This window comes from Flavobacterium riviphilum, assembly GCF_055231795.1.
On the sequence record NZ_JBUYSY010000028.1, the window covers coordinates 1 to 12,248 of the forward strand.

General features: G+C 34.9%; 15 protein-coding genes. 9 read left to right on the top strand and 6 right to left on the bottom strand.

What is annotated here, in order from left to right:
• The coding region (locus ACZIX2_RS13935; protein WP_463340708.1) for a replication initiation protein at positions 1-1,092 on the top strand (1,092 nt) is incomplete at its 5' end.
• Positions 1,093-1,118: 26 nt separating this feature from the next.
• Complete coding sequence (locus tag ACZIX2_RS13940) at positions 1,119-1,361, top strand: hypothetical protein (RefSeq protein ID WP_463340709.1); 243 nt, start codon at positions 1,119-1,121, stop codon at positions 1,359-1,361.
• A gap of 40 nt (positions 1,362-1,401) precedes the next feature.
• Here the strand turns inward: ACZIX2_RS13940 and ACZIX2_RS13945 are convergent, their stop codons facing one another.
• Positions 1,402-2,295: a hypothetical protein gene (locus ACZIX2_RS13945; RefSeq protein WP_463340710.1), complete on the bottom strand. Its 894-nt coding sequence runs from the start codon at positions 2,293-2,295 to the stop codon at positions 1,402-1,404.
• The gene (locus tag ACZIX2_RS13950) at positions 2,292-2,504 is read right to left on the bottom strand and encodes a helix-turn-helix domain-containing protein (RefSeq protein WP_463340711.1); all 213 of its coding nucleotides are present in this window, start codon (positions 2,502-2,504) and stop codon (positions 2,292-2,294) included. Before ACZIX2_RS13950 ends, ACZIX2_RS13945 begins: the two co-directional genes overlap by 4 nt.
• 107 nt (positions 2,505-2,611) lie before the next feature.
• Between ACZIX2_RS13950 and ACZIX2_RS13955 the strand changes: the two genes are divergently transcribed.
• The 3 genes from ACZIX2_RS13955 to ACZIX2_RS13965 all read left to right on the top strand — a co-directional run bounded on the left by ACZIX2_RS13955 (position 2,612) and on the right by ACZIX2_RS13965 (position 4,488).
• A complete protein-coding gene (locus tag ACZIX2_RS13955) occupies positions 2,612-3,649 on the top strand; it encodes a DNA cytosine methyltransferase (RefSeq protein WP_463340712.1) in 1,038 nt (345 codons plus the stop codon).
• Positions 3,650-3,711: 62 nt separating this feature from the next.
• Positions 3,712-4,176 (top strand): thermonuclease family protein, encoded by a 465-nt coding sequence (locus ACZIX2_RS13960; RefSeq protein ID WP_463340713.1) that lies wholly within the window; start codon positions 3,712-3,714, stop codon positions 4,174-4,176.
• A 24-nt stretch (positions 4,177-4,200) separates the two neighbouring features.
• Positions 4,201-4,488, top strand: a complete 288-nt coding sequence (locus ACZIX2_RS13965; RefSeq protein WP_463340714.1) for a hypothetical protein — start codon at positions 4,201-4,203, stop codon at positions 4,486-4,488.
• Between the two features lie 87 nt (positions 4,489-4,575).
• Here the strand turns inward: ACZIX2_RS13965 and ACZIX2_RS13970 are convergent, their stop codons facing one another.
• From ACZIX2_RS13970 to ACZIX2_RS13985, 4 genes are all read right to left on the bottom strand, one after another.
• Complete coding sequence (locus tag ACZIX2_RS13970) at positions 4,576-4,938, bottom strand: hypothetical protein (RefSeq protein ID WP_463340715.1); 363 nt, start codon at positions 4,936-4,938, stop codon at positions 4,576-4,578.
• 31 nt (positions 4,939-4,969) lie between these two features.
• Positions 4,970-5,296: a hypothetical protein gene (locus ACZIX2_RS13975; protein WP_463340716.1), complete on the bottom strand. Its 327-nt coding sequence runs from the start codon at positions 5,294-5,296 to the stop codon at positions 4,970-4,972.
• A 4-nt stretch (positions 5,297-5,300) separates the two neighbouring features.
• The gene (locus ACZIX2_RS13980) at positions 5,301-5,609 is read right to left on the bottom strand and encodes a hypothetical protein (protein WP_463340717.1); all 309 of its coding nucleotides are present in this window, start codon (positions 5,607-5,609) and stop codon (positions 5,301-5,303) included.
• Positions 5,610-5,708: 99 nt separating this feature from the next.
• Positions 5,709-6,455, bottom strand: a complete 747-nt coding sequence (locus ACZIX2_RS13985; protein WP_463340718.1) for a ParA family protein — start codon at positions 6,453-6,455, stop codon at positions 5,709-5,711.
• 156 nt (positions 6,456-6,611) lie between these two features.
• On the opposite strand from ACZIX2_RS13985, the gene ACZIX2_RS13990 reads away from it, so the two are divergent.
• The 4 genes from ACZIX2_RS13990 (at position 6,612) to ACZIX2_RS14005 (ending at position 10,534) form a co-directional block, all read left to right on the top strand.
• Positions 6,612-7,226 carry a hypothetical protein gene (locus ACZIX2_RS13990; RefSeq protein ID WP_463340719.1) on the top strand — a complete coding sequence of 205 codons (615 nt, stop codon included), beginning with the start codon at positions 6,612-6,614 and terminating at the stop codon, positions 7,224-7,226.
• A 131-nt stretch (positions 7,227-7,357) separates the two neighbouring features.
• Positions 7,358-8,872 carry a tyrosine-type recombinase/integrase gene (locus ACZIX2_RS13995; RefSeq protein WP_463340720.1) on the top strand — a complete coding sequence of 505 codons (1,515 nt, stop codon included), beginning with the start codon at positions 7,358-7,360 and terminating at the stop codon, positions 8,870-8,872.
• A gap of 162 nt (positions 8,873-9,034) precedes the next feature.
• Positions 9,035-9,193 (top strand): hypothetical protein, encoded by a 159-nt coding sequence (locus tag ACZIX2_RS14000; protein WP_463340721.1) that lies wholly within the window; start codon positions 9,035-9,037, stop codon positions 9,191-9,193.
• Positions 9,194-9,226: 33 nt separating this feature from the next.
• The gene (locus ACZIX2_RS14005) at positions 9,227-10,534 is read left to right on the top strand and encodes a metal-dependent hydrolase (protein WP_463340722.1); all 1,308 of its coding nucleotides are present in this window, start codon (positions 9,227-9,229) and stop codon (positions 10,532-10,534) included.
• Positions 10,535-12,248: the final 1,714 nt, after the last annotated feature.

The following is a 12,248-nucleotide window of genomic DNA, read 5'->3' on the forward strand; positions in this document are numbered from 1 at the left end:
GCTTTAATTGTGTTACATTTGATTTTTACAACCGCAAAGCCGATGAAAGAAATTGTAATTGCCCAGGATAATCGACTCACTACTTCCCGCTACGAATTGACGTTGATCGAGAAGCGTATATTCTATTACATTATCAAAGAAGTCCGGAACAAATATACAACCGGACAACGTGATTTGTTTGATGATTTGATTTTAAAAATCAAAGTTTCTGATTTGTGTAAGGAAGTGAACCAGGAGGACAATAAAAAAGAAACCCGGAAAGCGCTGGAGAAATTCCGATCCCGGAATTTCACCTACGCCGATGAGATTGAAGATGATTGGTTAACCTGCGGTTTTATCAATTACGCTCATATCAAAAAAGGCGTTGCCGAAATCCAAGTTTCACATAAACTCATGCCTTTCTTGGTGGAACTGTCAAGCCAGTACACGGCCTATTCGTTGCACGTGGCCATGTCTTTGAAAAGTAAATGGTCGCAGCGCATGTATGAGCTTTGCCAAAAGTGGCAAGGCACAGACGGCTTTAGAATCACAGTTGACGATTTGCGAAAGTCTTTTATGCTCGAAGAAAAATATGACCGCTACGCGCTTTTAAACGAACGAGTGCTGCAGGTGGCAAAGCGAGAACTAAAAGAACTCTACGACCTCGGGCAATGCGATGTGTATTTTGAATTTTCTGAAGAGCGAAACGGGCGCAAAGTTGAAACTTTGCGTTTCAAACTCTTCCGTAAAAATTCCATGAACATCAAAACCACACACGATTTATTGCTGGAGTTGATTCCGTTGTTTCAGAGCATGTACGAAACCAGCACAAAGCCCAAGAATGATGTGTTTGTCAAAGAGGTACTTTTGCAGCTGCAAAAATACCCAGACCTCATAGAACCACTCAACAAACGTGTGAAAGAAATCCTAGCCGACGGCATGAAACCCGACACCGCCAGATACATTCGTTTCATTCTAAACGAAGATGTGATGGACTACAAACCCAAAGAAAATAAAAAAGCTGCAGCAGCACCAAAACCCAAACCAACGGAAGAAGAAAGACCGGATCCAATGGTAGAAATTTTGAAATTATCAAAAGAGAAAACAGTATAAAAAATAACACTTAAATAAATAAAACCATGGCAATTTATATAAGCGAAGACGAAAAAGCGAGACATCCATACTATACAATAATGGATTTAAGAGGCGATGAGCTTTCAAACGAATTAAGTAGATGGTCCCGTTATGATTTGATTGAATGGCTCTCTTGGAATGATAGAAATGGAGTGTATAGAGATGAAGATTCTCTCCGTGAATTTGACCAAATTATTAGCCGTGAAGAAGCCTTAGAAATAATGATTAGGCAGATAACAGAGGCATAAAATTAAAAAAGCCCTAGACTAATAGCTAGGGCTTTTTTTGTTATTTATTAACCACAATATTTGAATCTATAAATTTCTTCAATTCTTCAAAATTACTAGAATTAATATTTAACTCTTTTAGTATTTTTCGAATTTTAAACCCAACTTCATTAGCCTTAATAATTAATGGATTATCCATTATAAACTTTGCCTTTACTATTCCTCCTTCTAAACACCAATCTATATAAACAGAAAGCGGTCTATTTCCGTCCCACTTATCTTTTTGTGCCCTATAGTTTATCGCTTTACAAGCAAAATAAATTTCTTGAGCTTCTGCATATTCTTCAATAGGTAATAAATTATTAATATAATAACTTAAACTTTCCAAGCAATTTTCAACTTCTAGAATATAATTTGCTACCCCTGAATTAATAATTACTTCACCATTTACTTTAGAATTCTTTTTTTCTGAATTCAAATTTGAACCAGAATAAACATTAATCTTTTGATCTCTATTTAGCTCTATTTTACCGCTTCTCTTGCCGCCTGATTTATTAATTAATTCAAACTTCCAACCAATTTTAATACATTTCTCCTCTGTTCTAGTATGCTTTTTAAAGTATACCAAAAAATCCTCCAAAAAAGTTTCCTCTACAGATTTTATACTCTTTGTTAAAATTTCCTTGGCCTGGGATCCAAATATTTCTATAGCCCTTTCAATAGACATTTTATTTTCTAGAAAATCAGCATCACTTTGCTTTATAGAAATTTTAATTTCTTTTTCTTCTGATTTTTCATTTAAAGCCAATATATAAATATCAGTTTTACATTCCCCTCTTGCTGGTCTTGGCTTTCCAATTTTTACAATTTTTAAATTTTCTCCTTCAAAAACAAACTCCGATGCTTGCTCAAACAATTGTACAATAGAACGTTCCGTAACTCCGTGATTACTCATTTTAAGTCTTTTAATAAATTAGATAATGGTATGTTAAGTGCAATAGATAATTTATATGCAATATTCAAAGAAACATTTCTAGTACCTTTCTCAATCTCATTCATATAGGTTCTATCTATATCAGCTTCTAAAGCAAGTTTCTCTTGAGAAAATTTAAGTTTTAGTCTTTCCTCTTTAATTTTATTTCCGAAATATATATTTACATCCATAACAGGTAAATTTGAATATATGTAGACGATAGTACAACGGGATAGTGTCTACATTAAATTTTATTTTTAATTATTAATTAAGTACTTTTGAAAATTAAAATTTCATTATGAATGTAGTATCTTTTTTTGCGGGAGCTGGTGGTCTTGACTTAGGTTTTCAAAAAGCAGGTTTTAATGTTATTTGGGCAAATGAATATGATAAAGAAATTTGGGAAACTTATGAGAAAAATCACCCTCATTCAATCCTAGATAGAAGAAGTATTGTAGATATTCCTGCAGACGAAGTTCCAGAATGTGACGGTATTATTGGCGGTCCTCCTTGTCAAAGTTGGAGTGAAGCAGGTGCTGCAAGAGGAATTAAAGACAAAAGAGGACAATTATTCTATGATTTCATTAGAATATTAGAAGAAAAACAACCTAAGTTTTTCTTAGCAGAAAACGTAAGTGGGATGCTTATTTCAAAGCATAATGAAGCTTTAGAAGGTATTAAAGAATTGTTTAGAAATGCGGGTACAGGCTATGAATTATCTTTCAAAATGCTAAATGCCCGTGATTATAACGTTCCTCAAGACAGAAAAAGGGTGTTTTTTATAGGGATAAGAAAAGATTTAAATTTTAAATATGAGTTTCCTACGGAAACCTTTCCTAAAATTCCACTTGCAGATGTCATTGATGATTTAAAAGAAAATGTTTTGGCGGGTTTACCACTTAATAATACTAATGGTGAAAAATGTAATGTGCCAAATCACGAATATATGATTGGTGGTTTTTCTACTATTTTCATGTCTAGAAACCGTGTTAGATCTTGGGATCAACAATCCTTTACTATTCAAGCTGGTGGTAGACACGCACCTATCCATCCACAAGCTCCATTAATGCAATTTGTTGAACAAAATAATAGAATTTTTGTTCCGGGGAAAGAACATTTATATAGAAGATTAAGTGTTAGAGAATGTGCAAGAATTCAAACTTTCCCAGATGATTTTATTTTTTATTATAAAAAAATTGCAGCAGGGTATAAAATGATTGGTAACGCAGTTCCTGTTAACCTAGCAAAGTTTTTAGCTGAAAGTATAAAACTACAAATTGAAAATGCTGCAGCAACAAGAACATTGCATAATAAAAAGGAAACTGTTTCAATTTAACTTTTCTCTTAAAAATAATAAAGCCCTGGACTATCGTCTAGGGCTTTTCTAAAATACAACCAATGAATTTAAAACACCTCTTATTATTCCTCCTTTGCGCCCAAACCTACGCTCAAACCCTAACCGGTAAAGTAATCGGCGTCAAAGACGGTGATACCGTTGTGGTAATTGATGCAGCCAACAACCAAACTACATTGCGTTTGGCGGAAGTAGATTGTCCGGAGAAAGCGCAAGCCTTTGGAACCAAGGCTAAACAATTTACATCGGATGCGGTGTATTTGAAACAAGTAAAATATGAAGTAACCGATACGGATCGTTACGGGCGGAGCATCGCCAAAATATACTATGACGATAACAAATACCTTTCTGCAGAGATTATAAAAAACGGTTTTGGATGGCAGTACAAACAATATTCTACCTCCAAACTTTTAGCCAAATTAGAACAGGAAGCACGCCAAAATAAAAGAGGGTTATGGGTGGATGAAAATCCTGTTTATCCTTCGGATTTTAGGAGAAGTAAAAGATAAAATATTAATTTAAATATCAATAAAATGGCAGAAAAAAAATCTAATAGAGGAATATTAATCCTAATTTGTCTTGGTATTTGGGCATTGGTCCTTCAAAATGCAGGTATAATACCAAGGGCTAACGACAGCCAAAAAAATGCTCAAAGTGTTTATGTAACTGGTGGTAATATTCATGCAAACGTGAATGGCGAAGTCAGCGTAGAAAACACTGTTGATGTCAACTTAGAAGCAATCAATGGCAAAACAAATGCTTTTTATGATTTTTATGGTGACCGTAATTTTGTTAGAATACCTGTAATGACTGCAAATTAGAAAACCCTCAATGTCAAACAAAACATTCCCCTCAAATAAAAAAAGCCCTGGACTATCGTCTAGGGCTTTTTTTATCACGTTCCATTTTTATAAGTCTGTTGGCAAATTCATATAATTCAATGACATTCGAATGTGTTTCAATTCTGTAGCTATCATTTCATTTACGGCTACGTTTCGGGAACCGCTTTTATTTTGATACAATCGCATTTCTCGATATTCGTTGAATATTTCTTTAACTTTCAAACTTAGTCGTTTCGTGCGCTCGTCAAAAGTTTGTCCGGCATCGCTGTCTGTTGAAGTCATATAATAATCCTTGGCTAATTTCACTCTTGAAATAACGTGTCCTTCCATTTCAGAAACATCTATTTCTACATTGCTTTTTGTTTGTGCACTTAAAATTGTGAAGCTGCACAACATAAAAACAAATAATAGCATTCTTTTCGTAGTCATAATTTATAGTTTTGGTTGGTTAATTTGTTTTTTAATACTCATCATCTTCCTGATCATCTTCCCAAATAAAATATTCCTCCAGATACTTCCATGCTTTTTTCAAAACTTGGTCCGCATCATTCTCGGTTACTTCGCAATTGTTTTGGACGTAAACGCCAAACCAATTTTCGTCTAAATATTCGAAACGATCTTGTTTGCCTACAAATTGAAAATCTACAAAATCATCGACATTGATAAACTCAATTAATGACAAACTAGGCAAATGGTAAATCCAAATGCGATCATCATGCTCAGAACCATCTTTGATGGGAATTTCACAAAATAGAAATTCGGGCTTTATAAAATCAAACTTTTTCATGGGCTTATTTTTTCGGCATTGCTTTAATTTCTCCGTTCTTTTTCTCGTATCGGGTAATGTGTTCCTCCAATGCTTGATTAATGATGTCTTTAATTAAAACCCGATCCCAATACGCTAACGCTTTCATTTTTTCTAGTAAATCTTCGTTTACTATAAAGGTAGCTCTTGTTTCTTTTTCTTTCGTTCCTATTTGTGAAGTCTTGGTAATTTCTTTTTTTGCTGCTTTTGGTTCTGCCACCGCTGGAGCTGCTTCCGCTGGTTTAGTGTCTCCAAGTAAGGAGTTTAAACCTCCTGAAAAACTTTTCTTTGCCATAACTCTTTTATATTTTGTTTACTTGGTAAACATAGTTTACTAAGTAATATTTGTTTATTATTTTAGTGCCTTTGCTCCCCCTTCGGGGGCTGGAGGGCTTTACTTTCTTTTTAAAATTTCTTTGGCTAAAGCCAAATAATCTTCCGCTCCGTTGCTCTTCGCGTTGTATCGGAAAATGTCTAAGCCTTGCGCGGGCGCTTCGGCTAATGCAATGTTATCTCTAACTTTCGTTTTAAAAACTTCGCTTTTAAAATGCTCGTTGATGGTTTCATTTACATCGCGATTCAATACTTTTCTGCTATCGTATTGCGTGATAAAAACGCCGCCAATTTTTAAGCCTTTATTCAATCGGCTTTTTATTTTGTCTACGACTTCGACCAATTTCGCCAAACCTTGCATGGCTAAAAATTGCGCCTGGAGTGGAATTATAATTTCATCCGCGGCCGTAAATGAATTGATCGTTAAAAGTCCTAAAGATGGCGGACTATCAATAATGATAAAATCATATTTGCTTCGCACTTCTTCGATTAATTCTTTCAGAATAAATTCGCGCCCGGCTTCCGAACTTAATTCGATTTCTGCACCGGACAAATCCAAAGTGGACGGAACAATATCAAACCCTTTCAAAATCGAAATAGGCTCTAATTTATATTCGCCTTTTAAAGAACCATAAATGGTTCTTTGTTGGTTCGTCAATCCTAAACTTTGCGTCAAGTTCGCTTGTGGGTCCAAATCGATCAGCAAAACTTTTTTGCCTAGATTATTTAAAGCTGCTCCAATATTAATTGCAGAGGTGGTTTTTCCCACGCCGCCTTTGTGATTACTGATACTTAAAACTTTTGCCATGGTATGTTTTTTATTGCTTCACAAATATAAGTAATTCATGTTTACTTAGTAATATTTGTAAACAAATATTACTATAACAAAATAACCTTTTTTAGTGATTGTTTTATTAAATGTTTTACTATAAATTTATTTTTTACAAATCATATCATTTTATAAATGAACAGATTAGAGTTTGTTTTAGTTTTGACTTTGTTACTTTTGGTGAACAGCATAGGGGTTTGCCAAAGTAACAGAGCATACTTAAATCAGATTGATAACTATAAAAAAAAAGAAATTGATTCGCTTTTGTTTTTCAATAAAGACAAAAACAAATTACAATATTTAGCGCTGCTGCCTTCCATTAATTATAACTTTTTTGAGAATAGTTTTAATGTGGGAATTTCAATTTCAAATCTTGCTGGTTTTTACCAAACCAAGCAACGCAACAAAATTGAATTGGAGCGATTGAAGTTTCAAATGACTGAAAAGAAAGAAAGAGATATTGCAGCTTTTGAAAGGGAGTACGAATTACTAAAAGATACATTTGATCTTTTAAAATTAGAATTAGAAAATACCACACTTGAGATTGAAATATTCAACCTAAAAAAAGCGCAATACGACAACAATAAAATTACGCTTGAAGAATGGTTGAATGTGCAGAAAAATAACCAGGATCGGAAACTTTTGCTTTTAGCAAAAGTAAAAAGCACTTCATCTAAAATGCGACAGTTTGAAACTAAAATCAAATACCATTGTTTTAGTTCTGAATTGCAGTATTTATCGAATTTATAACGCTTTTCTTTCCACAAACTCCGCGTAGTATAGGGGTATGGCACTAGCCAAATGCAAGCACCCCGAATGGGGACAGGCTAGCACCATACCCCTATACTCGCTCCGTATGGATTAACTAAAACCAGTTGCCTATGCTAGTAAAACAGTTTAATTACATCAGTAAAGAGGAATCACAAATGGTTCTAGAGTCGATTAAGTACGTCAAACATAAAGTGATCGTACTTTTAATGCTGGATGCAGGGCTAAGAGTTTCAGAAGCTTGTAGCATTAAATGCAAAAACTTTGATTTTAAAAACCGGACACTTACCCTCCAATCAGCCAAGAAAAAAGGGGCGAAACATTTGCGCACTATTCCAATCTCTAATCGCTTGTACCAAGCCATTGGAGAATATTTAAAAGAAAATCACGTTTCTATCGAAAGTGATTCTTTTTTATTTCCTTCTTCGACTTCGTCACTGGGACATATTTCCCGTAAAACGATGTGGGAGGCTATTAATCTAATATCCAAAAAAACAAATATTCCTGCTTTGCATCCGCATGCCTTGCGGCATTCGTTTGCTACGCACCACCTTTCCGCTGGTTCTTCTTTGGCTGAAATTAAAACGATGCTCGGGCATCAGAATTTTAATACCACTTTAATTTATGCCGAAATACCAACTGAAGAACTTCGGAATAGGGTGAATGCGGTAACGGCTTCGCCGTTGCCTTGGTATAAGAAATTATACGCGCTTTTGGTCCCAGGACCAAAAGAACAAATTATAAATATCGACTTTACAGAGTCGTATTTTACAGTCGGCAGAAATGCCGAACTTTCGCAGCTCAATCAAAATATTAATCGCAATATAAATACTTTGGTTCTGGGCGCTATTGGCGTGGGTAAATCGCATTTGCTCAAAAATATCACCACCGAAAAAAAGGTGCTGAAATTGGACGATACCGACAACATCAAAAAATCGTTGGCGCAAATTCTACTCTATCTTTTCAAAGAAAAAGAAACCGTTTTGGCGGTGCTCTGGAAGGATTTCACCACCGAAGAAATCAATAAAAAAATTCAGCGCGAAAACGTGCTGCATTTATGCGATACGATTATCGCATCGGTGCAGCCGTTTGAATATTGCTTGATTATCGATGATATTTCGGCTATCACGCCGACAAGCAAAAAAGTAATTGAACGCCTAAAAGATACGTTTGTCATCGTCGCCGGGGCGCGCGAAATCAAAGCCGTGAACACGTCTTTTATTTGGAACTTCGAGAAACTCGAAGTTAAAAATTTGCCCCGCCGCGATGCGTTGCTTTTGATTAATCAATTAGCCAGTAATCTGGAAGTACAAGATCGTGAAATGTTTTGGAATCATATTTTCGACCAAACGGTTGGAAATCCGCGCGCCATTACGGAGCTGATTAACCGCTACAAAAAAGAACCGTTTTTGGACTCGCAAACCATTCGAGAAATTCGACATTCGGGCGCATTGCCCGAAATCGACATGACTTGGATTGTCGTTGTCTCGCTCGGCTTGCTCACTTCGTTGCGCTTTTTGTCGCGCGAAATGGACGAACCCGCGCTGCGCTTCGTGGGTTCGCTTGCGATGATTATGCTTTTTTTGGTGCGCCCGCTGATGGCCAGTTTCAAACGAAAATTCGTTTGATTTTTTGTCCAAAATCGCCCCCCATTTGGACAAGACAAAATGTTTATTTTGTCGGGCGGCCGCCTTTCTGATACTATTAATATTACACGATAATATTTGTTTAATCTGTTTAATAATGTTCTTATGTTTACAATGTTTACTATGTTTATTTATATTACTATTATGATAAAATCTTTTTATATATTAATGATTATTAGTGGTTTAGTATTGGTATTTAATTCTTGTACAAGTGCTAAGAGTAGTTCTAATGATAAAAATCAAGAGCATGAAATAGAAAAAAAGCAAGAAGCCTTTGAAGAAAACTATGAAAGACATCACTAAAAGTGGGTATATAAATTTTAAACTATTTGTACTATGACAGCCCCAAATCATGTAGCAGGTGGTATAATATTTACAGGACTATTTTGTAGTTTTTTTTCAGTGAATATTTTTGCATCGCCTTTATTTATTGCAGCAACTGTAATTGGTTCTTTATTACCGGACATTGATCATACAAAATCATGGATTGGAAAATTAGTATATCCTATTGCAAAATGGTTATCTAAGAATTATGGTCATCGCACTATTACACATTCAATCTTTTTTTTAATTGGAATTTATCTCATCAGCTTATTTGTAGAAAAGAATTTCAGAGAAGATTTTAGCGTTTCTACTATTCTGTTTTTTGCCATTCTATCGCATTTTATTTTTGATATGGTGACTATTGCCGGAATACCTTTATTTTATCCTTTTTATAAAAATCCTTGTGTACTTCCTGCCAATCCAGACATGAGAATTCGAAGCGGTAACATTCGTCAAGAAGGAATCATTTTATTTATTTTCTGCTTTCTGACTTTTTTCATGCAAGATTTATTTGCCAATGGTTTTTGGTCCACGATTAATAATAATTTCAACGATGTAAAACACCAAATAAAAGAGTTTAAAAAATCATCCAACGTTTTAAAAATCGATTATGATTTCAATATTTACCAAAATCATTACAAAGGAAAAGGAATATTTATACAAGCTACCGAAAGCGACATTTTCATACTCGATAAATCCAAAATAATATCCATTCAAAAAGATACTCCTGGACTGAAAGTAAAACTATTAAAAACAACCAAAACCGCTCAAAAAATACACGAAATAAAATATGATTTCAATGATATCAGCGAGGAAAAGATAAACGATTTCCTCAAAAATAAATTCATTACCAAAGGAACATTTTATACCAATTTTGCAACGGCGCTACTTGAAAATCCTTTGGAACTGAAAAAGAAATTTACCCTCGAAAATAAATATAATGTAGTGTTCAAATCGCACGTACAAGACACGATTTTATTGAATAAAGAAAAAAAGATCGCCGAACTAGAATTAAAGCTTAAACACGAGGAAAACCAACTCATAAACGACAACAAAAACTATTATTTAGATTTGGCAGCTCTTGACCTGGAGAAAAGCAAACTAAAAGAAAACTTGTCAAACTACGATCTCAACGAAACCAAAAAAAATATCATTGATCTTGAGAAGAAAGTAGAAAACTACAAACCAAAAACCAATTTGATGATTCCAGAGTACAAGAAGCAAATTCAAACTATAAAATCATCGATAAACGCAAAAATTTACTATTCCGGTAATCTCCATTTTATCCAAATAAATCCTTCTAAAAATAACGTTTTGTAGTTTTAGGAGCAGAAAATTTGTGCCTTTGATCACGAGTCGTCCCGCTATCCGCTATATCTTTTTTTTTTTTGAAAAGAAAAAAAAAAAAGGATGCCGCTCCTATCGGGGCTATTTAAGAAATTTCAGTTTCCATAACGAATAAAAAGTTTTATAGAGTGCTGCAGAAAAAGCAGCACCCTATAAAACTAAAAGCGGTGGCAAGCAAACAATTTTTTAGCGCCAGGGCAGAAAAAGCCCTAGCACAAAAAAAATTGTCAGCTTGGCGTTTAAAGTGTTTTTCTAGAGTGGCGAGAAGGTTCACGGTAGATAGAATATTTTCACTACGCCACACTAGAAAAAAAAAGGAAAGCGGTAGCAAGGACATTCTTTTTTTACTGCAGAAAAAGCAGTAAAAAAAGAATACCCTTGAAGTATAGTAACTCCCTCCGGTCGTTATGAGAACTGCCCCCGAACATGTTTAGTGGTAAAAACGAGATCCCGTATCGCAAGGGCAGAAGCGGAAGCGCGACCCAGTCCTATCACGCCACAAAAAGAGCACTAGAGCGGGTTGCTGTTTTATATTTGAAAAGAAGTGTAGGCAACCCGCTCTAGCACTCGTGGCTGAGAGTCGCGCCGAAGTTAATGTTCCGCCGCAGGCATTTTTTTATACTGCAAGAAGATCCTGCCTTTCATCATATTTATTGGAATTACGGTCTTCAAGATATTTCCGTAAGCAGTATAAAAAAAAAAGCGTCGGACGCCCCGTTGCAGTAGCATAACCGTACCAAATTTTTTACTTAAATTTTGGTCTTGGTGCGGTTATGCTACTGCCCATGGCTACTGCCCCACCGTTTTGAGGAGTTCGTTTTCAAACATCACGAATCTTCCCCGAAAGAAAAGAGATAAAAAGAAACCAAAGGAAATCTCCATAATTCAAACGAATCAGACCGCTTCGCTATTTTAAAAAAATCTCCACCCCGAAAAGGGGTAGTATTTTTTTAAAATTCCGCTTCTTATTGAATTACTCCGATAATGAGTTGGCTTTCTTTTTTTCCCTTTTTTCTTTTGCAAAAAAGAATGTTAAAAGGAAAAACAGACAATTGGATTTGAATGTAACATTTGTACAGAAAAGTAACCAATCGGATTCCAGCAAATTCCGATAATTCCAGAAATTCCGATAGCCAAAAATAACCAAGACAATTACTTACAAATTGTCTGGTTATTCATTTTTTGAGTAGTAAAATCTTAGTAAAATTAGGGCTTCGCAAAAAAAAGGGGTAAAAAAGTAACCGAACTGCACCAACCGACAAAAAGGTAAATTTGATACCGAAAAAAGGGAGCGGCCTAGCGGCAAACTCCCTTTTTTTTGGTAATTTAATAAAAATGCAACTAATTGAAAATCAACCACTTATACAAAAGCCGCGCGGCCCCAGTTTACTTAGGTTCTATTACCTTTTTTTTTTCTCTCTGGAGTTCCTTTCAGATCCAATGAGAATGTTTTTTTTTGAATTTTTGAGTTTTATATATCAAATAAAAATCCTTTTTTTTCGCAATCTTGGCTTAAAGTAATTTTCAAGTGTTTTTAAGTACCTTTTTAGCATCCGTTAGCCCTTGCTATCATTGGGCTAACACGATTAAAAGTAACTAATTTACCCCCTTGAGTAACTTTTTTACCGAACTAAGTAACTTTTTTACCCTTTTTTTGACCCTTTTGTTACTATATTTTTGTTACATT